The sequence below is a fragment of the Methylosinus trichosporium OB3b genome (assembly GCF_002752655.1).
Classification (GTDB): domain Bacteria; phylum Pseudomonadota; class Alphaproteobacteria; order Rhizobiales; family Beijerinckiaceae; genus Methylosinus; species Methylosinus trichosporium.
On the sequence record NZ_CP023737.1, the window covers coordinates 123,718 to 148,892 of the forward strand.

General features: G+C 65.3%; 26 protein-coding genes and 1 other RNA gene. 9 read left to right on the top strand and 18 right to left on the bottom strand.

The genetic code is table 11. The annotated features are described in order from the left end of the window. Positions 1-120 precede the first annotated feature (120 nt). From CQW49_RS00615 to CQW49_RS00625, 3 genes are all read left to right on the top strand, one after another. Entirely contained in the window at positions 121-1,332 is a 1,212-nt protein-coding gene (locus CQW49_RS00615) for an ISAs1 family transposase (protein ID WP_024749405.1), read from the top strand. An 89-nt stretch (positions 1,333-1,421) separates the two neighbouring features. Next, positions 1,422-1,691 carry a hypothetical protein gene (locus CQW49_RS00620; RefSeq protein ID WP_003614020.1) on the top strand — a complete coding sequence of 90 codons (270 nt, stop codon included), beginning with the start codon at positions 1,422-1,424 and terminating at the stop codon, positions 1,689-1,691. Between the two features lie 107 nt (positions 1,692-1,798). Next, positions 1,799-2,044, top strand: a complete 246-nt coding sequence (locus CQW49_RS00625) for a hypothetical protein (protein WP_051418624.1) — start codon at positions 1,799-1,801, stop codon at positions 2,042-2,044. Positions 2,045-2,119: 75 nt separating this feature from the next. Here the strand turns inward: CQW49_RS00625 and CQW49_RS00630 are convergent, their stop codons facing one another. From CQW49_RS00630 to CQW49_RS00640, 3 genes are all read right to left on the bottom strand, one after another. Then, a complete protein-coding gene (locus tag CQW49_RS00630) occupies positions 2,120-2,974 on the bottom strand; it encodes an outer membrane protein (protein ID WP_003614019.1) in 855 nt (284 codons plus the stop codon). A gap of 183 nt (positions 2,975-3,157) precedes the next feature. Next, on the bottom strand, positions 3,158-3,682 hold the full coding sequence (locus tag CQW49_RS00635; RefSeq protein WP_003614018.1) for a hypothetical protein: 525 nt from the start codon (positions 3,680-3,682) through the stop codon (positions 3,158-3,160). Positions 3,683-3,725: 43 nt separating this feature from the next. After that, positions 3,726-4,241, bottom strand: coding sequence for a hypothetical protein (locus tag CQW49_RS00640; protein WP_003614017.1), 516 nt, complete (start codon positions 4,239-4,241; stop codon positions 3,726-3,728). 170 nt (positions 4,242-4,411) lie between these two features. On the opposite strand from CQW49_RS00640, the gene CQW49_RS00645 reads away from it, so the two are divergent. From CQW49_RS00645 to CQW49_RS00655, 3 genes are read left to right on the top strand one after another with little or no spacing between them, the layout of a single operon-like run. After that, entirely contained in the window at positions 4,412-4,993 is a 582-nt protein-coding gene (locus CQW49_RS00645; protein ID WP_003614015.1) for a YqaA family protein, read from the top strand. Next, positions 4,990-5,532, top strand: a complete 543-nt coding sequence (locus tag CQW49_RS00650; RefSeq protein WP_003614013.1) for a disulfide bond formation protein B — start codon at positions 4,990-4,992, stop codon at positions 5,530-5,532. The genes CQW49_RS00645 and CQW49_RS00650 overlap by 4 nt, the downstream gene beginning before the upstream one ends. Positions 5,533-5,591: 59 nt before the next feature. Further along, complete coding sequence (locus CQW49_RS00655) at positions 5,592-6,248, top strand: DsbA family protein (protein WP_003614011.1); 657 nt, start codon at positions 5,592-5,594, stop codon at positions 6,246-6,248. Positions 6,249-6,406: 158 nt separating this feature from the next. Here CQW49_RS00655 and recR read toward each other — a convergent pair whose 3' ends face one another. From recR to CQW49_RS00690, 7 genes are all read right to left on the bottom strand, one after another. Next, entirely contained in the window at positions 6,407-7,012 is a 606-nt protein-coding gene (recR, locus tag CQW49_RS00660; RefSeq protein WP_003614009.1) for a recombination mediator RecR, read from the bottom strand. Positions 7,013-7,069: 57 nt separating this feature from the next. Further along, complete coding sequence (locus CQW49_RS00665) at positions 7,070-7,393, bottom strand: YbaB/EbfC family nucleoid-associated protein (protein WP_003614007.1); 324 nt, start codon at positions 7,391-7,393, stop codon at positions 7,070-7,072. A gap of 28 nt (positions 7,394-7,421) precedes the next feature. Next, positions 7,422-9,227 (bottom strand): DNA polymerase III subunit gamma/tau, encoded by a 1,806-nt coding sequence (locus CQW49_RS00670; protein ID WP_003614005.1) that lies wholly within the window; start codon positions 9,225-9,227, stop codon positions 7,422-7,424. A gap of 52 nt (positions 9,228-9,279) precedes the next feature. Next, positions 9,280-9,377: signal recognition particle sRNA small type (gene ffs / locus CQW49_RS00675), an RNA gene on the bottom strand. Between the two features lie 69 nt (positions 9,378-9,446). Then, complete coding sequence (locus CQW49_RS00680) at positions 9,447-10,640, bottom strand: TIGR02281 family clan AA aspartic protease (protein ID WP_003614003.1); 1,194 nt, start codon at positions 10,638-10,640, stop codon at positions 9,447-9,449. A gap of 359 nt (positions 10,641-10,999) precedes the next feature. Further along, positions 11,000-12,997, bottom strand: coding sequence for an ATP-binding protein (locus CQW49_RS00685; protein ID WP_003613999.1), 1,998 nt, complete (start codon positions 12,995-12,997; stop codon positions 11,000-11,002). A gap of 161 nt (positions 12,998-13,158) precedes the next feature. Next, positions 13,159-14,184: an acyltransferase family protein gene (locus CQW49_RS00690; protein ID WP_003613997.1), complete on the bottom strand. Its 1,026-nt coding sequence runs from the start codon at positions 14,182-14,184 to the stop codon at positions 13,159-13,161. Between the two features lie 161 nt (positions 14,185-14,345). On the opposite strand from CQW49_RS00690, the gene CQW49_RS00695 reads away from it, so the two are divergent. Both CQW49_RS00695 and CQW49_RS00700 read left to right on the top strand, forming a co-directional pair. Beyond that, positions 14,346-14,990, top strand: a complete 645-nt coding sequence (locus CQW49_RS00695; RefSeq protein WP_003613995.1) for a glutathione S-transferase family protein — start codon at positions 14,346-14,348, stop codon at positions 14,988-14,990. A gap of 76 nt (positions 14,991-15,066) precedes the next feature. Then, positions 15,067-16,257, top strand: coding sequence for an AI-2E family transporter (locus CQW49_RS00700; protein ID WP_003613993.1), 1,191 nt, complete (start codon positions 15,067-15,069; stop codon positions 16,255-16,257). Here the strand turns inward: CQW49_RS00700 and tolB are convergent. From tolB to ybgC, 5 genes are all read right to left on the bottom strand, one after another. Then, a complete protein-coding gene (gene tolB / locus CQW49_RS00705; protein WP_003613991.1) occupies positions 16,218-17,534 on the bottom strand; it encodes a Tol-Pal system beta propeller repeat protein TolB in 1,317 nt (438 codons plus the stop codon). The genes CQW49_RS00700 and tolB overlap by 40 nt on opposite strands. Before the next feature lie 43 nt (positions 17,535-17,577). Next, a complete protein-coding gene (locus CQW49_RS00710; RefSeq protein ID WP_003613989.1) occupies positions 17,578-18,801 on the bottom strand; it encodes a hypothetical protein in 1,224 nt (407 codons plus the stop codon). A gap of 9 nt (positions 18,802-18,810) precedes the next feature. Continuing rightward, complete coding sequence (locus tag CQW49_RS00715; RefSeq protein ID WP_003613988.1) at positions 18,811-19,263, bottom strand: ExbD/TolR family protein; 453 nt, start codon at positions 19,261-19,263, stop codon at positions 18,811-18,813. 12 nt (positions 19,264-19,275) lie between these two features. After that, complete coding sequence (tolQ, locus tag CQW49_RS00720; RefSeq protein ID WP_003613986.1) at positions 19,276-20,016, bottom strand: protein TolQ; 741 nt, start codon at positions 20,014-20,016, stop codon at positions 19,276-19,278. Positions 20,017-20,248: 232 nt separating this feature from the next. Further along, complete coding sequence (gene ybgC, locus CQW49_RS00725; protein ID WP_003613984.1) at positions 20,249-20,683, bottom strand: tol-pal system-associated acyl-CoA thioesterase; 435 nt, start codon at positions 20,681-20,683, stop codon at positions 20,249-20,251. 304 nt (positions 20,684-20,987) lie between these two features. Between ybgC and CQW49_RS00730 the strand changes: the two genes are divergently transcribed. Continuing rightward, on the top strand, positions 20,988-21,821 hold the full coding sequence (locus CQW49_RS00730; protein WP_003613983.1) for a hypothetical protein: 834 nt from the start codon (positions 20,988-20,990) through the stop codon (positions 21,819-21,821). 2 nt (positions 21,822-21,823) lie between these two features. On the opposite strand, the gene CQW49_RS24245 is transcribed toward CQW49_RS00730, so the two are convergent. The 3 genes from CQW49_RS24245 to CQW49_RS00740 form a co-directional block, all read right to left on the bottom strand. After that, a complete protein-coding gene (locus tag CQW49_RS24245) occupies positions 21,824-22,483 on the bottom strand; it encodes a hypothetical protein (protein WP_003613982.1) in 660 nt (219 codons plus the stop codon). A gap of 470 nt (positions 22,484-22,953) precedes the next feature. Further along, positions 22,954-23,691 carry a hypothetical protein gene (locus CQW49_RS00735; RefSeq protein ID WP_003613981.1) on the bottom strand — a complete coding sequence of 246 codons (738 nt, stop codon included), beginning with the start codon at positions 23,689-23,691 and terminating at the stop codon, positions 22,954-22,956. 114 nt (positions 23,692-23,805) lie between these two features. Further along, a complete protein-coding gene (locus tag CQW49_RS00740) occupies positions 23,806-25,173 on the bottom strand; it encodes a nucleotide sugar dehydrogenase (RefSeq protein ID WP_003613980.1) in 1,368 nt (455 codons plus the stop codon). Positions 25,174-25,175 lie beyond the last annotated feature (2 nt).

A 25,175-nucleotide genomic window follows, 5' to 3' on the forward strand; every position in this document is an offset into this window, starting at 1 on the left:
CGGTGCGGCGCGAGAGGCGTCGGCGGCGAAGAAACAGGGCTCCGAATTCGGGTTAACGGCGGTTAACGGATGGGCTCAGGCGTGATTCCCTATCGGCGGAGTGATTCTGGAGCCGCCGTGATGAGCCTCGCCTTCGCAGTTTTCAAAGAGAAGTCGCGTCTGAAAGCGCTTCTCGACCATTTCTCGATCATTGACGACCCGCGCGAGCCCTGGCGCGTCGCGCATCCGCTTCGCGAGGTGCTGCTGCTCGTCGTCTGCGCCTCCATGGCCGATTGCGATCACTTCGACGCTATTGCATCTTGGGGCAAGGCCAACATCGGCTTCCTGCGCCGCTATTTGCCTTATGAGCACGGCGTGCCGGGCGGACGCTGGCTCACCCTGCTCATGAACCGCGTCGATCCGGCGCTGTTCTCGGCGGCCTTCACTGGCTGGGTGCGCGAGACCTGGCCGGAGCGACCCGAGCTCATCGCCATCGACGGGAAGACCTCGCGTCGCAGCCATGATCGCGCCGAGGACAAAGCCCCGCTGCATCTCGTTTCCGCCTTCGCCACCACGAGCCGCCTCGTGCTCGGCCAGGAGGCGGTCGAGGGCAAGAGCAATGAACTATCGGCCATTCCCGTCCTGCTCGATCGCCTTTCCGAAGGCGGCTCGCTGAAAGGCGCGCTCGTCTCCATCGACGCCATCGCCACCAACGCCAGGATCGCCCAGGCGATCGTGGACAAGGGCGCCGATTATCTGCTGGCGGTCAAAGCCAATCAGCCGACCCTGCGCGCCGAGATCGAGAGCGCTTTTTCCGCCGCGACGCGGATCGACACATGCGTCGATTTCGACAAGGGCCATGGCCGCATCGAGCAGCGCAGCGTGAGCGTCATCACCGAGATCGACTGGCTGAACGGCGAGCGCCGCTTTCCGGGCGAGCTGCGCCTGCCGAACGCCGCGACGATCATTCGCGTCAAATCGCAGGCCGAACTTGCCGACCGCGGCCGCTTCGAGACGCGCTATTACATCTCCTCGGCCCTTCTCCCAGCGAAGCGGGCGGGCGAGGCCGTGCGCGGCCATTGGGGCATAGAGAACCAGCTGCATTGGGTGCTCGACGTCGTCTTCGCCGAAGACCAATCCCGCTTGCGCAAGGGCCATGGCGCGAGAAACATGGCCGTCGTCAGGCATTTCGCCATCAATATGATCCGCACCGCCCCCGAGCCCGAGAACAAGCCCATGAAACCGCAGCGCAAGGCCACAAAGCCCACACGCACCAGCATCAAGCTCCGCAGAAAAATCGCCAGCTGGCGCGAGGATTATCTCGCCATCGCCTTGGAAGCCTCAGCCCGTTAACCCGGATTCAGAGCCCTGGGCGAAGAAAAGCGCAAATTGCGCAATCAGCGGAACTTGCGTATATTTCGGAGCGAGAGAGGTTCAGAGCTATGGCCGAAGCCGTCCCCGCTTCCGAATTCACCCGCAATTTCGGACGCTATCGCATGCTGGCGCAGCGCGAAGCGGTGGCGGTGTCCAGTCACGGCCAGATAACCGGCTATTTCGTGCGGCCGGACGAGTTCGAGGAGTTCATGCGCTTCAAAGCGCAACGCCGCGCCTTCGCGACCGCCGAGCTGTCCGACGAAAAGGCCGAGGCGATCGCCGCCGCGCGCATGGATGGGCGGCACGATCATCTGAACGCCTTGCTCGATCCGAAGTGACGAAGGCGGATGCCGACTCCGGAACCGGGCCTCGTCATATCCTATTCCTACCTCTGGCGAGAAGAGCCGACGAGGGACATGAAGAAGGTCGAAAAGACCGTCCGAGCGTGATCGTTCTCGCCGTCGAGCGCGAAGGTGACGGAGCGACGCTCGTCTCCGTCTTACCGATTACGCACAGCCAGCCGCGCGATCCGAACAGCGCAGTCGAAATTTCCCTCGCGGTGAAGCGCCATCTCGGCCTCGACGACGCCCGCGCACGGATCGTTATGATTTCGGCTTTTTGCCGCCGAGGTTGTTCGAGCAGGTCCGCGACGCCTTCGGCAAATGGCGAAGGCTACGACAGGCGGCGATGACGCCGCGGTGAAAAAAGAAAATCGGCGCGGGCTCTTTCGAGCCGCGCGCCGAAGGCTTCGGGGAGGATTCGAGGATCAGTATTTGCGGATCAGCGGACCGGGCGCCGGGGCCATCATCGGCGCGAAGCTCGGGCCGCCGAGAGCGTAGCGGAAGCCGAGGCGGATGTCGTGCGCGGCGAGATCGAAGCTCTGGCGCTCGCCCGCGCAGTCGACCGGGCAGCCGATGACATTGGATTTGATGCGGCCCATGTCGAGATAGCGATAGCCGACCTCGAGCTTCAGATTCTGCGTCACATTATAGCCGAGGCCCGCCATGGCGGCCCAGGCGAAATTGGTCTGGGTGCGGTTGGTGGCGGAGCCGAAGCCGCCGGTTTCGGGGCCGTTGTCGGTCATGTTCTGCAGGAAGTTCACGGCGAAGCCGACGCCGCCGCCGACATAGGGCGTGATCCCATACCAAGTGCCGAGATCGACATAGCCATTGGCCAGGAAGACGGCGGCGCGATGCTGCGCGTTGTAGAGATCGTGGCAGCGCCCGCCGACGGCGCCGCCGCAGAGATCATTCCAGAGATTCGTGTAGCTCTGCGTCGCGCGGTAGGTCGAGGCGGTGCGATATTCGCCGGTGATGTCGGCGCGCAGCCAGCTGTTGAACTGATAGCCGACGCCGGTGCCGATGAAGGCGCTGTCGCCGATCGAATAGGATTCGAACAGCGGGGCGGGAACGACCTTGGTCGGATCGAAGGTCGAGCGGAGATTGGAGATCTGATTGATCCCGACGCCGCCGTCGCCGCGCAGATACCATCCGCCGTAATCGGCCGCCGGCGGCGGCGCAGCGACCATCGGCGCCGGAGGAAGCAGGTCGGCGGCGGCTGCGCCCGAAGTTGCGCCGATGATTAGCGCGGCCGCTGTGAACAGGGCTCTCGATCTGCCCATGACGTCTTTCCCTTCACAGATTGGGGCCGCGAGGCGGCCTTCGGCGCAACGCCGAGTGAGGGGAAAAATGCGGGAAAACGCTTAAAGTGGGGTTAACCTTACCATTATTTGCGTAGGTGAGCGACGATGGCCGCGCGATGCATGCCGCATCGTCGATGCGGCATGCGATGTCGCTGCGTCGGATCAGAGCACCGTCGAGATCGTCTGCGTGGTCACCGCGCCATCGGGCGGGAGCGGAATGCTCGGCGAGCCGAGCTCGACGAAGCCGAACCCATTGGGGAGCGGATTGGTCGCGGTCATTGTGGTGTTGGTCATGAAGGCGATCACCGCTATCGAGATCGATTGGGGAGCGTCCGTCGTCACTTGATAGGGCGCTGCGACCGTGCAGCCGACTTTCGATGGAGTCACCACCGCGGGAGACGTGTAGATGCGCGATTGGTCGAAATACATGCCGAAGTACAGGATCACGCTGCAGACGATTTTCGAATTTGTTGGAAGCGCGGAGCGGTTCGCTGCGTCGATCTTCACGATCATTTTTCCTGTATGCTTCGTCGCGGCGTCCGCTGGCGTTGCAGCTGCGGGCGAGGCGAGGAGCCGGCTTTGCGGATTCGATGGACCGGGCGCGACGCTCAGCGGATCGGCGTGGATGGCCGAGCTGAAACCAAAGACGCAGGCGAGCGCCGCGAACGAGTAAAAACGCGACTGCATAACGTGTCTCCTCGAGTGATTTTGCCCCTGGGATGTCGAGCGCTCAGATAAAGCTGCGCACGATCTTGACCGTGGTCGCTCCGTCGCGCGGCAAGGGGAAGACAATGGAGGGGAAGGTGACGCTGAGCTCCGTCCTAGGTAGCACCGCCACGAAGCTGTAAAGTGGAATGATGAGCCCAGGATCCAAAGGAGAGGCGGAGATGGCGGGTAAGACCCACATGTCGGCCTCCGCAGGATCGTTTACCCAAACCCTGTAAGGAATTTCGACGGTGCAGCTTACCTGCGCAGTCGTCACTGTCGCTTTCGCGTAGTAATATCGATAACTGTAGGCGCCTGCGGCGCCACCTTTGGTGATGTCTGCCCGGGCGGTGCAGAAGAGGGTGGTCGAGGCCGGAAACGCCGATCGGTTCTCGGCGACGATGGCGATTTTCAGCCGCCCGTCCATCGTCGTCGCAGCCGCGGGGCTCGCTGCGGAGGGGTCGGCCTGCGCAAAAGAGGGCAACGCGGACAGTCCGGCGCAGAGGATCCCTGCGAGCAATCCATGACGCGACGAATACATGAAAGTACCTCCAATACTCTTTGTGCTCCGGGCGGGAGCGTGACGGCACGCTACGCGAGAGCCCGTAATGATTCTGTGAATTGATTCTCCGGCCCGCAAAACCGCGAGCCTCGCTTCGGCGCGCCCGAAATGCTATGGCGGGGCGGCCTCATCTCCCGGCACGGTGGAAAATGTTCAAAAAGCTCTACGATTGGACCATGTCGCTCGCCGCCAGCAAGCATGCGCCCGTCGCGCTCGGCGCCATCGCTTTCGCGGAGAGCTCGTTCTTCCCCGTGCCGCCCGACGTCATTCTGGTGCCGATGTCGCTCGCCGAGCCCAAGCTCTCCTGGCGCTACGCGCTCATCTGCACGATCGGCTCGGTGGCGGGCGGGGCGCTCGGCTACGCCATCGGCGCTCTGTTCTACGACACGATCGGCCATTGGCTCATCGAGCTCTATGGCTATGGCGCCAAGATGGACGCTCTGCGCGCCTTCTATGCGCAATGGGGCGCGCTGTTCATTCTGGTGAAGGGGCTGACGCCCATCCCCTATAAGCTCGTCACCATCGTCTCGGGACTGCTCGACTATAATTTCGGCCTCTTCATCGCGCTCTCGCTGGTGACGCGCGGCGCGCGCTTCTTCATCCTCGCCGCCGCGATCAATCATTTCGGCGATTGGATCCGCCTTCGTCTCGAGGCGCATTTCGGCTGGTTCATGACCGCGCTCGCGAGCATTGTCGTGATCGGCTTCGTGGTGACGGCGAAGCTGCTGTGAGCGCGCTCGTCGACCTCTGGCGACGCGCGTCGCCGACCGGGCTCGCGCTGCTGCTGCTCGGCGTCGCCGCGGCGACGATCGGCGGCGCCTGGATCTTCGAGGCGCTCGGCCATGCGCCCTGCGAATTATGCCTGAAGCAGCGCATTCCCTATTATGCGGCGATCCCGCTCGCGGCGGCGACGGCGCTAGCGGCGCAGCGCGGCGCGGCGCGTCTCGCCCGCGTCGGATTTGTCCTCGTCGCTTTGCTGTTCATCTCCGGCGCGGCGCTGGCCTTTTATCATTCGGGCGTCGAGCTGAAGGTTTTCGCCGGGCCGACGGAATGTTCCGGCGCACTGAAGAAGGCGCATTCCTTTGATGATTTCCGCAGCCAGATCGAGAAGATGAAGGTGCCGCGCTGCGACGCGCCGACGCTGTTCGTGCTGGGGCTGACGCTCAGCAATTGGAATGTGCTGATCTCGGCCGCGCTCGCCGCGGCGGCGGTCGCAGGATGGCGCCGCTCGCCGGCTCCGCCTCGGCCGGCGCCGACCGAAAGCGTATGATTTCCCGGCGCGGAAAAATGATTTATGGTCGCGCCGTCCCGCGACCCAACGGAGCCTCCATGCCCATTCCCGATTTCCGTATTTCCCGCCGCGCCGGGCTCACCGTCGCGGCCTGCGCGCTGATTGGCTTCGCTCTCCCGGCCGCGGCCGAGAAGGCCGGCAGCGGAAAAGTCTCGGTCGACGAGCTGATGGCGCCCAATGCGCTGCCCGATGTCGTCGAGGGCAAGGCCGACGCGCCCGTCACCATCGTCGAATATGCGTCGATGACCTGCAGCCATTGCGCCGCCTTCCATCGTGAGGTCTATCCGGCGCTGAAGAAAAATTACATCGACTCCGGCAAGGTGAAGTTCATTTTGCGCGAGTTCCCGCTCGATCCGCTGGCGACAGCCGCCTTCATGCTCGCCCGCAACGCCGGCGAGAAGCGCGATGCGGTGGTCGATCTGCTGTTCGCGCAGCAGAAGAACTGGGCCTTCGTCGAGAAGCCGCTCGACGGTCTCGCCGGCGTGCTGAAATTCACCGGCGTCGGCCAGCAAGCCTTCGAGGCGACGCTGAAGGACGAGGCTCTCTACGAGAATGTGAACAAGGTGCGCGACCGCGCGGCGGAGAAGTTCGGCATTAATTCGACGCCGACCTTCTTCATCAATGGGGAGCGCTTCAGCGGCGAGATCAGCATCGCCGATTTCGACAAGATCATCGCCGAGAAATCGAAGTCCTGACGCTCTTCGATGCGTCCGTCGCGGGGCGGCTCTGGATTGCTTCGTCGCTTCGCTCCTCGCAATGACGCGCCGCCGTGGGGCGATCCCCGGCCGTCATTGCGAGCGTAGCGAAGCAATCCAGAGCGGCGGGGCGACACGTCGATCGCTTCGCCCCTCGCTCAGAACGGCGTGCGCCGATCGAGCGCGGCTGCGAGCGTGCCTTCGTCGAGATAGTCGAGCTCGCCGCCGACCGGCACGCCATGGGCGAGCCGCGTCGTCTTCACGCCGAGCGGCGCCAGCAGATCGGCGAGATAATGCGCCGTCGTCTGGCCGTCGACCGTGGCGTTGACGGCGATGATCGCCTCGCGCACGCCGCCCTCGCCGATGCGCTGCACGAGGCTCGCCATGTTGAGCTCGCTCGGACCGACCCCGTCGAGCGGCGACAGCACGCCGCCGAGCACGTGATAACGCGCCGCGAGCAGGCCGGCGCGCTCCAGCGCCCAGAGGTCGGCGACCGTCTCCACGATCACGAGCAGCCCGGCGTCGCGGCGCGGATCGCGGCAAATGGCGCAAGGATCGCTGGTGTCGATATTGCCGCAGACCGAGCAGGCGAGAATGCGCTCATGGGCGACGCGCATGGCCTCGCCGAGCGGCCCGAGCAATTCGTCGCGCTTGCGAATGAGATGCAGCACGGCGCGCCTCGCCGAGCGCGGCCCGAGCCCGGGCAGGCGCGCCAGCAATTGCACGAGGCGTTCGATTTCCGGGCCGGCGATGCGTTCGGCCATAGGGGTCCTCGGACCGAGCAGCGAATAGCGAGTAGGGTTTGCTACTCGCTCCCTCCCTCAAAACGGCAGCTTCATGCCCGGCGGCAGCTGCAGGCCGCCGGTCACCGCCTTCATTTTCTCGGCGACCGCCTCGTCCGCCTTGGCGCGCGCTTGCGCATGGGCGGTGACGACGAGGTCCTCGATGATGTCGCTGTCCTCGGGCTTCAGCAGGCTCGGGTCGATCGCCACGCGCTGCAGCGCGCCTTTGGCGGTCATCGTCACCTTGACGAGGCCGCCGCCGGCCTCGCCCTCGACCACCACCTGGTCGAGCTCGGCCTGCATCTCGGCCATCTTCGCCTGCATGGCTTGCGCCTGCTTCATCAGTCCCATGAAGTCGAGCATGTCGTTCTCCTAAGCTTCGTGGCGGCGCTCACCAGCTCTCGTCCGGCTCGCCGTCGTCATAAGCCAATTCGGCGCCGCTCGCCTGTGTTTCCGGCGCCTCGCGCCCACGCACCGCGACGATCTCGGCGCCCGGAAAGCGCGCCATGATCGCGGCGACCAGTGGATCGGATTCGACGCCGGAGCGCTCCTCCTGCTTGCGCGTGGCGGCCTGCTCGCTCAGGGTCGGCGCTCCGCCCGAGGGCGCGAGCGCGACCAGCCAGCGGGTCCCGGTCCATTCCTGCAGCCGTTGCATCAGCTGCTGCGGCAGGCGCGTGGAGCCGCCAGGCGCGAGCTCGAACTCGATGCGCCCCTGCTCGAAACGCACGAGGCGCACGTCGGTCTCGAGCGCCATTTTGAGCTGCATGTCGCGCTTCTCGCCGACGAAGGCGACGAGCGCCGCGAAATCGGCGAAGGCGACGCCGGCCGAGGCCTCGGGCCGCGGCGCGGCGAGGCTGCGCGCCGCCCCTTGCGGAGACGGCGCCAGCGACAGCGCGGGGGCGGGACGTTCCGGCGCCGGCGCAAGCGGGCGGGCGCCGTCCGGCGGCCGCGGCTGGCCGAAGCCGAGCTTGCGCAGCGCCTCCTCCGGCGAGGGCATTTCGGCGGCGTGGGTGAGGCGCACCAGCGCCATGTCGGCGCTGGCCAGCGGCCGTGGCGAGAAGCGCAGCTCGTCCACCGCCTTCATCAGAATTTGAAAGGCGCGGGTCAGCGCCGAGACCGACAGCGTCTGCGCCGCCGCGCCGCCGCGTCGTCTCTCCTCCTCGGTCAGCGCCGAGGAGCGCTCGGCGCCGGGGGCGAGCTTCAGCCGCGTGACGAGATGGGTGAATTCAGCGAGCTCCAGCAGCACCTGGCCGGGATCGCCGCCGCCGTCGTGCTGCTCCTGCAGCAGTGCGAGCGCCGTCGCAATGTCGCCCTTCATCGCCGCCTCGAACAGATCGATGACGCGCGATTTGTCGGCGACGCCGAGCATATGGCGCAGGTCTTCGGCCGCTATGGCGCCGCCGCCCTGCGCCGCGCCATGGGCGATCGCCTGATCGAGCAGCGACAGCGCGTCGCGGGCCGAGCCCTCGGCCGCGCGCGCCACCATGGCCAGCGCCTCATCCTCGATCGCGACGCTCTCGAGATCGCAAATCTTGCGCAGATGGCCGGCGAGCAGGCCGGCGTCGATGCGGCGCAGATCGAAGCGCTGGCAGCGCGAGCGCACGGTGACCGGCACCTTGTCGATCTCCGTCGTCGCGAAGATGAACTTCACATGCTCCGGCGGCTCCTCGAGCGTCTTCAGCAGGCCGTTGAAAGCGGCCTTGGAGAGCATATGCACCTCGTCGACGATATAGACCTTCACGCGCGCCATCACCGGGCGATAGCGGGCGTTCTCGATGATCTCGCGAATGTCGTCGATGCCGGTGTGCGAGGCGGCGTCCATCTCCAGCACGTCGGGATGGCGCGAATCGATGATCGCCTGACAGTGGACGCCGAGCGCGTCCATATGGATCGTCGGGCGGTCGACCGCGGGCCGGCCGTCCGCCGCCGGCAGCTCATAATTGAACGCGCGGGCGAGAATGCGCGCGGTCGTGGTCTTGCCGACGCCGCGCACGCCGGTCAGGAGATAGGCCTGATGGATGCGGTTGAGCTGAAAGGCGTTCTCGAGCGTGCGCACCATCGGCTCCTGGCCGATGAGATCGGCGAAGCCGGAGGGGCGGTATTTGCGCGCCAGCACGCGATAGGCGCCACGCGCCTCGCGCTTTTCCTGCGGCTCGGCCGGAAACAGCGCAGCGTCGCGCGAATGCTCGTCGTCCATCGCGTCGCCCGAGAGAGAAGGGCCCGTTTCGATCGGCGCACGGGCTCGGCGCGGTGGGAGGCTGGACGAAGACCCGCCCGGAACTCGTTAGGGCTGCTTCCTTCCGGACCTGACCCGGTTGGCGAGTGGAGCGTCCACCGCCAACCTCCCGCGCCCTATGTGGCAAAACTCGCCGCCCGGCGCAAGGGCGGGCGAAAGAGAAGTCCCACGCTCCGTCCCCTATTGCAGCGATTTCGGCTGCGCCGGCTTGGGGACGAGCTTCAATTCCTTGTCGGTGAGCACGATATCGAAACGGGCAAGAAAGGACATGCCCAGCAGCCCGTCGACGCCATGTCCGATCGGCTTGTCCAATATCACGGCGGGGACCGCGTCCGCATGCGAGGCGCCGAGGCGGATTTTCGAGACCGTCGTCAGCGCCGCCGCGGCGACGCCATTGGCTGTGTGCAGCCCGACTCGTCCCGATTGCAGCGCGGTGAGCTTCGCGCGCGCCGCGAAGCTTTTCGAGACCGAGACGAAGCTCGCGCCGGTGTCGACGGCGAAGGTTCCCGAAACGCCATTGATCTCGGCTTTGGCGAGAACGACTCCATTCGAGGCGCGCTGCAGCTTCGTCGTTCCCTCCGCATAAGTGTGATCGCATTTGCCCTTCTGCGCCTGGTCGGCGATGAGATAGCGCAGGACGGGCGTGTCGCGGTCGCCCGGGTCGACGGCGATATAGGTCTGGATCGGCGTCATCGCTTCGCAATGGCGTCCGAGCGCGGAATAGAGCGTCGACATATTGATGAAAGTGTCGGCGGGAACCGATTTGAGATCGCCGATCAGGCGAATATTGACGGCGTAGGCCTCGAGCGCCTCGTCGATCCGGCCCAGCCCCTGGAGGATCCGCGCGACCAGGAAATGGGCGGCGGCCCAATCGGGCTGGGCGCGGACGACGCGCTCCGCCGTCTCCAGCGCGGGCGCGAAATCGCCCAGAACGTAAAGCGTCTCGGCGGCCGCGGCGACGGCTCGGATCGAATCCGGGCAGGCGCCGGCGTAGCCGATAAGAAGCTTCGCCGATTCGCGGGGAAATCCGCCCCGCTTCAGCGAGGCTTCGGCCGCGCCGACGGCCCTCTGGTCGCAAGGCTCGCGCGCCAGCGCGGAGAGCATGCGGTCGATCTCTTTTCCGAACGCCTCGGCATTCGGCAGCGGCTCCATTGCATATCGCTGGTAGAGCGTCTCGATCGGGGGTCCCTTCGGCTCCACGGCGCGATCTTCGACGCGCTCGAAGCGACCGCGCGGGGTCCTTGCGACGAAGTCGTCGCCCCAGACCAGCCAAACGGTCGTTGCGAGAATTCCGGTGAGCGCCAGCGCCACGAGCCAGCTCGGCACCAAGGGGCGAAGGCCGAGAGAAGAATTCGACGGATTCGATTGCGTCATGGAAAAACTCACAAAACCGCATAGACCTCGCGGACGCTCGCGTGCGCGAAGGCTCAAACGAAACGACGATTGCATAGTTTCAATGGTCCGATCAAGCGCACGACGCGCCTCCGGCAAGGTTCCGAATCCGGGTCGACGAGCAGAGAATTCTCAGCGTCTTGGCCGCGCTTGTCGGGGCCATCCATTCTGTGACGGCTCGCAAGGCTGGAACATGAGCCGAACATCGCCGCCTCTTTTCCCGGCGCGTCGTGATGACACTGCGTGGACGGTCGCGACAAGCGCGGGCATGACGCGGTTGCATGGAAGATGTCAAATTGGAGCCGGAGCCCTGCGCGCCTCGAGCGGACGTCCGCGGCGAGTCATACGCGCGCGTCCGAGACCGCGCTCGAGAGTCGCTCCAGTTCCGCGATGTCGATCGGCTTCACGACATGGACGTCGAAGCCGGCCTCCTTCGAGCGCAGACGATCCTTTTCCGCGCCCCATCCGCTCAAGGCGACGAGCCTCGCGCGCCGACCCTCCGGCCGCGCCCTGAGCGCGACGGCGGTCTCATAGCCGTCCATCGACGGCATGCCGATGTCGATGAAGATTACGTCCGGCGCGACCTCGGCGAGGAGGCTCAGCGCCTCCATGCCGCTATAGGCCGCGCGGGCGGCGACGCCCATTGTCTCGAGCAGCATGCAGAGCGAATCGGCCACATCGCGATCATCGTCGACGATCAGCACGTTTCGTGGAGGAGGCGCTGCGTCCTCGCAGGGCGATCGTTCCTCGCCGGCGCATACGGCCGCGAGCGGCAAGCGAATGCGAAAGCGGCTGCCGCGGTCGGCGCCGTCGCTATGGCCTTCGACGCAGCCGCCGTGCAATCCGACGAGCTTCCTGACCAGCGCGAGACCGACGCCCAGTCCTTCAATCCCGCGCACGACCGCGCGATCCGAGCGTGCGAACAGCTCGAACATGTGCGGCAGCATCTCCGCCGGAATGCCGACGCCGTCGTCGCGAACCTCGACGACCGCCTCGGCGCCTTCGCGCTTCAGCATGATGTCGATGCGGCCGCCGTCCAGCGTATATTTGGCTGCGTTGTCGAGAAGATTGGCGATCGCCTGCGCGAGACGCACGCGATCGCCTTCGACGATGAGCGTCTCGTCGCCGACCGCAACCGTCAGCCGACGCTGTCCCGATTCGATCGAGGGCGAGGCGGACTCGATCGCCTGACGGATCGCCGCGGCGAGATCGAAGCGTGTCTTCTCCAGCCGGAAATTGCCGGTCGTGATCCTCGAGATGTCGAGGAGATCGTCGACGAGGCGAATGAGATGTCCCATCTGGCGCTCGATGACGCCATTGAGCCGCGTCGCGTCGGCGCCTGCGCCGATGCGACGTGCGGCGGTGAAGGCGGAATGCAGCGCGGCGAGCGGATTGCGTAGCTCATGCGCCAGAATGGCGAGGAACTCGTCCTTTCGCCGCGCCTCCTCCTGCAAGACCATCTCCGCCTTCTTCTGCGCGGTGACGTCGGTCGCCGAGCCGAACCATTCGGCGATCTCGCCCTCGGCGTCCTCGATCGGAACGACTCGCGAGCGCGTCCAGCCGATCGAGCCGTCGGCGCGCTGCACGCGATGCTCGAGGTCGAACATGCGCCGCGAGTCGATCGCATCTCTCATGGCCGCGAGGATCGACGGCCGATCCTCCGGGCAAATATAGTGCTGCAGCCAATCCTCGGCGGGCGCGGCCGTGTCGGCGAGGACGTCCTTGCCGTTCAGCTCGCGCATTCCGCTCCAATCCTCGTTCATTCGATAGATCGAGTAGCAGCTGGCCTTCACCAGCGCGCGCAGGCGCGCCTCGCTTCGACGCAGGCGCTCGTCCGATTTCCATCGCTCGATGAAGTCGGCGGCCTGTCGCGCATAGACGTCGAGACAAACGAGCTCCTCTTCGTCGAACGCGCGCGGCGCGGAGAAATAGGTCGACATCGCGCCCAGCCGATCGCCGCGGGGCGTCGTCAGAGGCGTGCATTGGACGGTGCGAAAGCCCGCGCTGCGCGCCGCTTCCAGAAAAGGCGCGAAGCTCGGATCGAGCTCGACGTCTTCGGTGACGACGCGTCGTCGGAGCCGCACGGCGCGTCCGCAGACAGTGTCGGCGTCGATGGAGATTTCATGGATCGCGGTGAGGAAGTCGCGCTCGAAACCCTGATGCGCGACGACCGTCAGCACGCCGCGCCCGGTGTCGAACAGCTGAACATTGCCCATGTTCGCGTCCAGCAGCCGAACCGTCGCCGCGAGCATCTCGCGCAATCCCTCCTCGAGATCGCGCGCCGCCCAAAGGCGGGAGCTCACATCGCTGAGCTCTTTCAGCAGATGAGCTGCAGGCATTCGCTATACTCACTCGCGCGGCTTAGAGCGCTTACACGAAAGAACGCCAGAGCGTCCCGACCCGATCCGATCGGGACGCTCTGGAGGCCGAGATCGAATTATAGAGGCGCCGACGAGCGCAGGAAAGCTCGGCGGCGCGCGTGAAAAATGTGTGATCTCGCCTATCTTCCGACAGGCAGGCCGGCGTCGAGACGGCGCGCGCGCAAGCGTATCGATCGCGACCATGCGGCGGTCGGATTCTCCACGAGGCGCCAGAACCAATAAGCCGCGACGAGCGACGCGGCGACCGCCGCGAAGGCGGCGCCGGCGCGCATCCATTCGGCCTCCGGAAGGCGCGTGCCCAGATTGACGATCCGTCCGCCGATGGGAACATGGATCAGATAGAGCGAATAAGAGATCGCGCCGAGAAATCCGAACACGGGGACGTCCGCCTTCAGCGGCACAAACAAAAAGGCGAAAGCGAAGCCCGCGGCGGCGGCTTCGGCGAGATTGCGCGTGACGCAGACGAGGCAGAGGAAGAGCGCGAGCCAGGCGCCGAGCTCGGACGCGCGCAGCAGCCTCCGCGGCCACAGGAAGCGAAGGAAGCCGACGCAAAACAGCGGCAGCCACGGACAGATCGCGCGCGCGTCGCTCGTCGTAAGCGACAATGCCGCGAGGCCGGCGAGCAGCAGGCGGATCGTCGAGCGGTCATTGGCGATCAGCATCGGCGCCAGGAACAGCATAGCGAGATAATATTGGAATTCGATGGCGAGGCTCCAATAGACGGGGGAGAGCCAAGGCCTGTCGAGCCAGGGAACGAGATAAGCGACATGCAGCGCCAGCCCGCTCGCGATTCCCGGGCCCGGCGCCGGCGCGCCCGTCGCCAGCGCCGACGCGAATTGCAGCGCGACGACCAGCAGCGCCGAGACGAGATAGGCGGGTTCTATGCGCGCCGCGCGGCGCAGGAGGAACGTGACGCCGTCGCGTCGCATGTCATAGCTCGAGAGCGCCATCGAATAGGGGATGACAAAGCCGGAAATAACGAAGAAGAATTGCACGCCGAGCCATCCATAGGCCCCCGATTGCTTCACGAGGCTGGCCTCCGGCAGCAGCGCCGGCGCGCCATTGGTCAGATGGAACCACATCACCGAAAAGGCGGCGATCCCGCGCAGGACCTCGACGCTTCCGACGCGCCCGGATGAAGGCATTCGCAATCTCTCGGCCAGGTTGTCGCAATCGGCGGCTCAAAAGCTCTCGTCACCATGCCGTCATTTCGACATGTGGTAAACTCCGCGCTTATGCAGGGGTGGTGGACAGATTGCTCCGCATATGTTCTATATCTGTTCGCATTTTCCGCCGGGAGCGCGTCATGACGTCGGATTGCAAGCTGACTTTTTATCATTCGCCCGACACCCGCTCGACGGGCGTTTTCACCCTGCTCGAAGAGCTCGGCGCGCCCTATGAGCTGAAAGCGCTGAACATGAAAACGGGCGAGCAGCGGGAGAGCGCTTTTCTCGCCGTCAATCCCATGGGCAAGGTGCCGGCCATCGTGCATGGCGACTCGCTGGTGACGGAGCAGGGCGCCATCTACATCTATCTCGCGGACCTCTTCCCCGCAGCCGGGCTCGCGCCGGCGATCGGCGATCCGCTGCGCGGGCCTTATCTGCGCTGGCTCGTATTCTATGGCTCGAGCTTCGAGCCCGCCGTCGTCGACCGCTGGTTGCAGCGCGAGCCGGCGCGTGTGTCTACCGTGCCCTATGGCGATTTCGACACCATGCTGGCGACTCTGGCCGGCCAGCTGCGCAAAGGGCCGTATCTTCTGGGCGAGCGCATCTCGGCCGCCGATATTTTGTGGGGCTCGGCGCTGCGCTGGACCACCGCCTTCAAGCTCGTTCCCGAGCTTCCCGAGATCATGGCCTATGTCGAGCGGGTGACGTCGCGGCCGTCCTTTCCGGCGATCGCGGCGCGCGACGCCGAGCTTTCGGCGCTCCACGCCGCGCAGGCGCAGGCGTGAACCCGGGCCCGATCCGCGCTATGTTGTCGTGAGAACGCGCAATATCGACGGGCGCGGCAGCGAGCGGAGACGATCGGTGAACGGGGAGCAGCGCGAGGTCCTGGGCCGCAGGCGTCTCAATTCGATGCTGATCGAGCTGATCGTGCGTCTCGGCGCGCTGGCCGCGCTCGCCTATTGGTCGTTCCAGCTGGTCCAGCCCTTTTTGGCCATCGTCACCTGGAGCGCGATCCTGACGGTGGCGCTCTATCCCGTGTTCGAATGGCTGGCGACGGCGCTGGGTGGGCGGCGCAAGCTCGCGGCGACGCTCATCACGCTCGTCGGCCTTCTGGTCGTCATCGGCCCGGCGACCTGGCTCGGTCTCGGCGTCGTCGACGGCCTGCGCAGCCTCGCCGCGCGCATCGACAATGGCGGCCTCTGGGTGCCGCCGCCGCCGGAGAGCCTGCGCTCTCTGCCCTTCGTCGGACAGTCGGCCTTCGATTTCTGGGAGCTCGCCTCGACCAATCTGCGCAGCGCCGTCGCGCAGATCGCGCCATCGCTGAAGCCGCTCGGCGAATTCGCCCTCGACGCGACCAAGAACGCCGGGACCGGCGCGTTCAAATTTCTGCTCTCGGTGATCATCGCCGGCTTCATGTTCGCGCCGGGTCCGGCATTGGTGCGCGCCATCAAGACCGCGGCGATCCGCATCGATTCGAAGCGCGCCGAGCATTTCGTCGGCCTCGCCGGCTCGACGATCCGCACCGTCTCGCGCGGCGTCATCGGCGTGTCGCTGCTGCAGGCGGCGGTCGCCGGCCTCGGCCTTCAGCTCGCCGGCGCGCCCGGCGCGAGCCTGCTGACGCTGTGCATATTGGTGCTGGCGATCATTCAGATCGGCCCCATGCTGATCGTCGTTCCCAGCATCATCTGGAGCTGGACCGAGCTGCCGGGCATTCCCGCCTTTCTGTTCACCGCCTGCATGTTGACGGTGACGCTGGTCGACAATGTGCTGAAGCCGCTCGTCATCGCGCGCGGCCTGACGACGCCGCTGCTCGTCATCGTGGTGGGCGTCATCGGCGGCGTCCTCGCCCATGGCATTATCGGCCTGTTCGTCGGGCCGGTGGTGCTGGCGGTCGCCTGGGAGCTGCTCGGCGCCTGGCTCGGGAGCGCGGAGCCGAGCGAGGCGGTCGCCGCGGGGACGAAGATCGAGACGCGTCCCGATGTGGAGCGTATCGCGCCATCGCCGCCGTCGCTTCAATCCTGCAGCGGCCCCCAGGACGGGTCGGAAGCGTAGGAGGGGGTCGGAACCGGGAATTCCGAGCGGCCGAACACATCCACCATATGGATTTTCGCGCCCGACTGCCCGCCCGGCTCGCGGAAGAACATCAGGAACAGTCCATTGGGGGCCCAAGTGGGGCCTTCATTGTGAAAGCCCTCGGTGAGGATGCGCTCGCCCGAGCCGTCCGGCTTCATCACGCCGATGCCGAAGGCGCCGCTCGATTGGCGCGTGAAGGCGATATAGTCGCCCTTGGGCGACCAGACCGGCGTCGAATAATGACCGGGACCGAAGGAGATGCGCCGCGCGCCGCCGCCATTGGCGCTCATCACATAGATCTGCTGCGAGCCGCCGCGGTCGGATTCGAACACGATCTCCGCGCCGCTCGGCGAGTAGGAGGGGGAGGTGTCGATGGCGTTGGTGTCGGTCAGCCGCGTCGTCGTCCGCGAGCGCAGATCCATCGCATAGAGATTGGTCGAGGCGCCCTGCGACAGCGACATGACGATCTTCTGCCCGTCCGGCGAGAAGCGCGGCGCGAAGGTCATGCCGGGGAAATTGCCGACCACCTCGCGCTGGCCGCTCTCTATGCTGAGCAGCAGCACCTTCGGATCGCCTGCGCCGAAGGACATATAGGTCACATCCTGCGACGAGGGCGAGAAGCGCGGCGTGACGACGAGATCATCGCCGCGCGAGAGATAGCGCACATTGGCGCCGTCCTGGTCCATGATGGCGAGCCGCTTGCGGCGGCGCTCCTTGGGGCCGCTCTCGTCGACGAAGACCACGCGCGTGTCGAAGAAGCCCTTCTCGCCGGTGATGCGCGTGAACACGGCGTCGGAGACGAGATGGGCGACGCGGCGGGCAAATGCCGCCTCGGTCACATATTGCTGACCCGCCGCCTGCTCGCCGGTGGCGACGTCGAACAGGCGGAACTCGGTCTTGAGCCGCCCGTCGGGCCCGCGCTGCGCGCGGCCGGTGACCACATATTGCGCGCCGAGCGAGCGATAGAGATCGAGCTCCGGCGCGCCGTCCGAGGCCGCGGCCTGCTCGGGACGGCCGCCGGGTTCGATCGGCCGCAGGAATACGGAGCGATTGAAATTATTGACGATGACGCTGGTCAGCGTGCGCGCCGCCTCGTCGCCGGCGAAGGGCGCGACGGCGACGGCGACGGGCTGGAAGCCGCCGGAGGCGCGCAGGTCGAGCACGCGTCCGGCGCGAGCCGCCGGCGCGATGAGCGGGGCGAGGGCGGCGCCGGCGATGAGGCCGGCGGCGGAGCGGCGGGAGAGATCGAGCGTCATTTGATGATCCGGGATGTTTCGGAAGACGGAAAGAAGCGCGGCGTCACATGTCGTCGGTCATGTTGAACGTCGTGACATGCCAATGGTCATAGTAGGGGGCGAAGAATTCCGGGACCGACATGGGGCTGCAGCGTCGGATCGCCGCGAGCGCCTGCTCGCCGCGGCTGCGCTCGATCGGATCGGATGACGGGTTGAGCAGCCGCGGCGGCCCTTCGAGCGCGCCGGCGCGCGTCAGATGGAACTCGACGAGCGGCACATAGCTGCGCGCGTTCTGAACCAGAGCCGCCTGCCAGCAGCGACGATAATTCTCGATGAGATAGTCGTTGATTCGCGCCTCCATCGTCGGCGACATGCGCGCGGCGTTCGCGGTCGGCGCGCCGAGCGAGGCCGTCTTGGTCATCTCCCGGCCGGTCGCGGCGCGGCGCTGCGGGGCCTCGCGGCTCAGGAGATTGGCGATATTGGCGGCGTCGAACTTCGATTTGGGCGCGGTCTCGTCGCCCGATTTCGGCTTGGTCGCCGGTCTGTCGGATTTGCTGTCGGCAGGGCCGTCGGCGGGGGCCTTTTCCGTGCTCTTCTTGCGCTCGAGCAGCTTGGCCACCTCGTCGGTCTTCAGCCGCGGCTCGTCCTTGGCCATCGGCCGCTCCGCAGGCTTTTGAGGCGCCGCAGGCTTGGCGGGCTCGGGCTTCTCCACCTTCTCCGGCGGACGCGGCGGAGGCTTGGGACGCACGACCTCGGCGTCCTCCGGCTCGCGCTCCGGGGGCGAGGGCGCGGCCTTGGGCTGCGGCTTCGGCGGCTCCGCCTTGGGTGGCTCCGGTTTCGGCGGCTCCGCTTTCGCCCGCTCGATCTTGGGCGGTTCCGGCTTCGTCGGAGTGGGACGCGCGGGCGGCTCGGGCTTCGGCGGCAGGGCCGCGACGCGCTTGGGCGGGGGCGGCGTCTCCGGCCGATCCTCGGGCTCCTCCTGGCGGGGGCGCAGCGGCGGCGGCGGGGCGGAAATATCCTTCTTCGCTTCGGCGAGCGGCGGCAGCGGCTTGGTCTCGGCGGTTTCCGCGCGCTTGTCGACGCGCTGAACGGGCTTTATTTCCTTGGCGGTCTTCTCGCCCTTCATCACCTCATTGACCGTCGAATCGGTCACGATGTCGACCGGCACGGCCTCCTGCGCATCCTCGAACTTGCGCGCCTCCGGAAAGGCCAGCAGAGCCGCGAGCAGCAGCCCGACATGGGCCGCCGCCGAGACCGGAAGGCCGGGCTGCGGACGCGTCTTCTTCAAGGCGAGCGCTCACTTCTTGTCGGACTCGGTCACCAGAGCGACCTTCTTGTAGCCGGCCGTCGTCACCATCGACATGACCTCGGCGACGCGGCCGTAATTCACCGTCTTCGAGGCGCGCATGTAGATGCGTTCATCGAAGCCGGCCTTGGCCGATTCTTTCAGCCTGTCGAGCAGCTTGTCGAGTTCGACAGGCTGATCCATGAGGAACAGCTGTCCCTTCTCGTCGACGGCGATGGATAGCGGCTTTTGATCGATGTTGAGCGGGCCCGCCTTGGTCTGCGGCAGGTCCACGGCGACGCCGGTCGCGAGCAGGGGCGCCGCCACCATGAAGATGATCAGCAGCACCAGCATCACATCGATGAAGGGCGTCATATTGATGTCGGCCATGGCGCTATGGCGAGGCGCGCCGCGCCGCCGCCTGCCGCCGCCCGTCTTGCGTCCCGCCGCCGCTGACATGCCCATCGGCGCCTCCGCTCAGGCCGCGCGGTCGCGGCCGCCGGTCTGGCCGGCGTGCTGGTCGATCTGGCGCGAGAGAATGGCGGAAAATTCGTCGGCGAAGCTGTCGAGGCGAGCCTGCGCGCGGGCGACGTCGCCTTGCAGCTTGTTATAGGCGACGAGCGCCGGAATGGCGGCGAAGAGGCCGATGGCGGTGGCGAGCAAAGCCTCGGCGATGCCCGGCGCGACCACGGCGAGCGAGGTGTTCTTCGACGCCGCGATGGAGCGGAAGGAGGTCATGATGCCCCAGACCGTGCCGAACAGCCCGACGAAGGGACCGGCCGAGGCGACGGTGGCGAGCACCAGGAGATTGGATTCGAGCTTCTCGACCTCGCGGGCGATCGACACGTCGAGCACTTTGTCGATGCGCGCCTGCAACCCCATGAAGGAGGCGCCGGCGGTCTGGAAGGAGCGCTTCCATTCGCGCATGGCGGCGACGAAGAGGCTGGCCATGGCTCCGGTCGGCCGGTCCTGCAGCTTGGAATAGAGATCCTCGAGCGAGGAGCCGGACCAGAACACCTCCTCGAAGCGGTCCATGGCGCGGCGCGTGCGCGTGAACAGAATCACCTTGTCGACGATGATCGCCCAGCACCAGATCGAGGCGGCGAGCAGCCCGATCATCACCAGCTTCACGACGATATGGGCGCCGAGGAACATGCCCCAGATGGAGATTTCAACGGGCGCAGCGGCGATGGGCGCCGCGATTTCGGCTGGATTCATCGGTCAATATCCTCGAGAACGCGCCTGAATGTTCGAGACGGCGCGGGGCCCAGGCGGCTCGCGTCGCATGCATGCGACGCCGCCCGGACGCCGCTCAAATCCGCATATGGCCGTGAAATCCGCCTGGATTTGGGCCTCGATGCGATGCACAATCAAATTTGAACGAAACGATTAAGGCGAAGTAAAGGACCCTTCGCCACATCCCGCGTAAAACCCGGCCATTGCCCCCATTTCACGGGGGCGGAGCGGCGGGCGCCAGCGCCGATTCGAATTTTTGCCGCACGTCTGCCGGCAGGCGCCGCGCCTTGCCGCCCTCGACCGCGGCGACCTTGACCAATGCCGTGACAAGCGGCTCCTCCCCGCGCAAAACGCGCTGGGCCAGATCGACCGAGGCGCCGGCGACCTGCTCGACCCTGGTCTCCACCGTGAGCAGATCGTCCATCAGCGCCGGGCGGCGAAAGTCGATCGTTATCGCGCGCACGACGAAGAACAAGCCGCCGCCCGGGCTCTCGAGGAGGGCGCGCTGAAAAATGCCGAGGTCGCGCAACAGCTCCGTGCGGCCGCGCTCCATGAAGCGCAGATGCGAAGCATGATAGACGAGGCCGGAGAAATCCGTGTCCTCATAATAGACGCGGACGGACAGGCGATGCGGAACGGGAGCGATCATTCGGCGCGGGGCGTCACTCGAAAGAGGGCGGGGCCCCTTCGATCGGAGCGCCCGCTCCGATATACAGCAGCGCGGCGCGCTGCGCAGCCGCTTTTCGCTGGAGCCTTATCCGATCCTATGGGATCGGATAAGGCTCCAGCATTCTCTCGTGTGAGCGAATTCTCATCGATCGAACGATTCCGTTCGATCGGAAAGCGCTCTGAGGGGGGCGCGGCGCGGGCGGTCGGAAAAGGGTCGCGATCAATATGTATTCGTGTTATATAATGAGAAAGTCGGCGTGGCGCGACGCAGTGCGAGCAGAGGCATGATGAACAAAGAAAAATGTCTGCTCGTCTGCGGCGCCGGCGAAAGAGGCTCGGCGGTGGCGCGGCGTCTGCTCGGCGAGGGCTATGCGGTCGTGCTGCATCAGGAGACGGCGCCGCGCATTCTGCGCCGGCGCATGTGCTTCGCGGACGCCTGGTTCGACGGAGCGACGACCTTGGGCGCGGTCGAGGCGCGGCTCGTGCGCTCGCCCAAGGACTTTTTGTGCGGCATGCAGACGCGGCAGTTCATTCCGATCCTGCTTCGGCCGTTCGCCGAGGTCGTCGAGCGCTGGCCCTGGGACGCGATCATCGCGGCTCCAGATCCGGGCGATCGGCCGTCGCCGCGGCTCGTCGATCTCGCCGAGCTCACCATCGGCGTCGGCTCTGGCTTCGTCGCCGGCGCCGATTGCGATCTCGTCGTCTGGACCGAGGAGCCGGACCCCGGGGCGGTGCTGCGCGCCGGGGACACGCCGCCGCAGCGTCGCATCGAATATGACCGCCGCGCGCTCGAATATTGGGACGTGATCGCGCCGGTCGACGGCGCCTTCGCGGCGGCGCAGCCGATCGGCGCCAAGGTCGCGGCCGGCGATCTCATCGGCCGCATCGGCGACACGGCAATTCGGGCGCCGGTCGCGGGGCGCATCAGCGGGCTCGCCAGGCCGGATCTCGCCTGCCTCGCAGGAATGCCCGTGGGCGAGATCGCCACCGCCGAGGCGGCCCCGGTCGTCGGCGTCGGCGAGCGCAATAAGCTGATCGCCCGCGGCGTCTCCTTCGCGATCGAGATGGAGGCGCACGGGTTTGCGCCGGTCGCTATCGGCGCACGCTTCCGTGGATAGCTCTATCTGGTGGTTTTAGCTTTTTTGCCGGATTGATGTTTGATAGAATCTGACAAATCAGCTGTAGGTGGGCCAAGCCCACCTATCGGCAGAATGTTGGATTTTTCTTCCTTTTTTGAAGCGATGACTTCTGGATAGACGTATGCAACATAGACAAGAAAAAAAGCAAATGAAACAACAAGGATAATGAGCCCAATTATTGACGATCGAACAGTCACTCTATTTCTTTCAAATATTAACTCGCTGTCAAGAGGTTCGCTATTTGGTGTCATTGTGTTTGGGGCTGTCGCTGATATCCGGCGCGCGATGGAGATTTGAATATAAGATAGAATAACTCCAGAAAATGTAATTATAACAACAAGCCAAAGCAATATAGAGTTTGATCTGTATTGCTGCAAGTGGATTGTATTTCGTATTGTAAACTCATTTAGCTCTCCCTGTTCGTGGATTTCTCCGAAGCAAAAGTCTCTAATTTCTGGTAACGATAACTGTTTATATTTATTTGCACTATCTTCAATTTTAGATCTGCATGAATCTATCGTTAAAAGTTTCGCGTTAAATGCCTCTGGTATGGTGTTAAATGCGTTGTTTACGATTAATCCAATTGCTACTCCCAATGAAAGAGCGAGTATAGTAGAGATAGATATCAAAATCTGGCGCATTGATGGAATCTACTCTGTTGTTCCTGCGGTCGTATTGCAGTGGCAGACCCTTTTTGGTGCGATCGGTTCGTTGTCGCTCACGATGCAGCTACCTATCGGCGTGCGACAATCCACCATTCGGCGATCTGAAGGTAGGTTGGGAGGAGTTATCCGCGCTGCTGGCGGTCCGCCTACGAGTGGATGGTGCGAACTTTCAGCAGCGGGGCCGGGGAGCGGCTGCGTAATACTGACGGCAAATGTCAATGCCGGAAGGAAAAAAAGGCTCGTTCTCATTGCGAAGACCTCGGATGGTTGAGCTAGCCGCCGCCCCCAATACGTAAGGCGCCCGAGGAACCAACTATGTCATGCGGAGACGTCGACAAGCTGACTGCGAATCCTGTGCTATCTTTGTCGCTTAGTTCTCGTTTCCAATGTTTATACAGCGCAATCCGGGGTGCGCCGTTCACGCCTCCGTTGTTTGTCTCCAGCGCTTAGCTTCGCAGCGCATCGAAGGTCGCCGCCGCTTCCTTCGCGTCGAAGTCGGCGACGGCGGCCGGCGACAGGGGGTCTTCTCCCTCGGTCCAGCGCAATTCGGCCTCCGGCGTCGACAGCGCCAAGGTGACGGCGCCATTGAGCTCATAGAGGCCGAAGGCGAGGCCCGCGCCGCGCAGCGACGCCATCATCGCGTTCTGCACCAGGCTGCGCACCACGAGATGCGGCGTCGAGATCGCCGCCTCGACATCGGCGCCCGCCGTCGCCGCGCGGCAGGCGGCTTCGTCATAGGAGGCGTGGCCGCGGCAGGCGAGCGGGCGCACGCGATAGGCGAGGCAGAGGCCGTCCTCGATGAAAGGGCAGATGCGCTGCATCGCCATGCGCTCGCGCTCGCCGAGGCCGGACGCCGCGGCGGCGCTGCGGATGCGGCCGACGAGATCGACGCCGTGCTGCGCGAGAAAAGCGGCGTTGGCCGCAACGAAGCGGGCGACGAGAAACACTTCCGGCGCCGTCGCCACCACCCGAATGACGCAGCAGGCCGGGCAATCGCCCTTGCAGGCGAGAGCCGGCGCGCCCTCCGCCTGGATGGCGACATTGCCGTCGAAGCTGTCGAAGGCTTGCAGGCACAGGGCGCCGACGAAATCATGCCGGCCCCGGCGCGCGCGGATCGTGCCGTCGAACGCCTGCGTCATCGCCGCGAAGAAGGCCTGCGGCCCATGGTCATCGGCCCCACTCATCGAACGCGCCTCTCGCCTGTCTCGTTTCTCGTTATATAGTATAGTTACATGCAGCATGGCAAGCGCGAGCTCATCGAAGCTCAGCGGCTCCTTTCTCCCGCGCGCCACGGCCGCTCACGCCTTCACGATCTTGTCGGCGACGACGCCGCGTCGCGCATAGACATTGCGGGTGTCGACCACCACCGCCACATTGTCGAGGATCGCATCATAATCGAGATCGTCGTGGTCGGTCACGATCACGGCTGCGGCGAAACGTCTCCGCGTGATGTCGAGGAGCGAGACGCTTCTGCGGCCGGCGAGCCGCGCATGTTCGCGCGTCGGCGGCAGCACCGGCACCAGCGGATCATAATAAGAGACTTTCGCCTCCCGCGCCTCCAACTGCTCGATGATGCGCAGGGCGGGGCTTTCCCGCATGTCATCGATGTTCTTCTTATAGGCGACGCCGATGATGACGATCTCGGTCCGGTAGAACCCCCGTTGCACGGCGCGGTCGAGCGCCAGCCCGAGCCGCGCCACCACATGATTGGGCATGCTCGTGTTGATCTCGCCGGCGAGCTCGATGAATTTTGTCGATATCTCGTATTCGCGCGCCTTCCAGGTCAGATAGAAGGGATCGATGGGGATGCAGTGGCCGCCGAGGCCGGGCCCCGGATAGAAGGCCATGAAGCCGAACGGCTTGGTCTTCGCCGCGTCGATCACCTCCCAGATGTCGACGCCCATCGTATCGAAAATGACCTTGAGCTCGTTGACGAGCGCGATATTGACCGCGCGAAAAATATTCTCGGTCAGCTTGGTCGCCTCGGCGGCCCGGGTCGAGCTCACCGGCACCACCCTATCGATCATGCCTTCGTAGAGCGCGAGGGCGAGCCGCCGCGAGGCGTCGTCATCGGCGCCGACGACCTTGGTGATCGTGCGCGTCGTGAAGTCGGCGTTGCCCGGGTCCTCGCGCTCGGGCGAGAAGGCAAGAAAATAGCCGTCTCCGCAGACGAGGTCGCTGGTCTCGAGAATCGGGCGCATGATTTCGTCCGTGGTGCCGGGCCAGGTGGTCGATTCCAGCACGACGAGATGATGCTTGCGCAGATGACCGCGAATCGTCCGGGTCGTGCTCTCGACGAAGGAGAGATCGGGATCGCGGTTCTTCGTCAGCGGCGTCGGCACGCAGACGAGGATCGCGTCGACATCGGCGAGCGCCGCGAAGTCGATGGTCGACTCGAAACGGCCGGTCGCTGCGGCCATCGCGATCACCTCGTCGGAAATGTGCCGCAAATAGCTGCGCCGGCGCGTGATCGCCTCGATCTTCGACGGATCGATGTCGAAGCCGATGGTGCGAAAGCCGGACATCGCCGCGGTCAAGGCGAGCGGCAGGCCGACATAGCCGAGGCCGATGACGCCGACCGTGATGCTTTTCGAACGATAGCGACGAAGCAGCGCCTCGAGTTCGGCGGACACGGAATCATCGGGATTATTCGAGCTGAAACCCATTG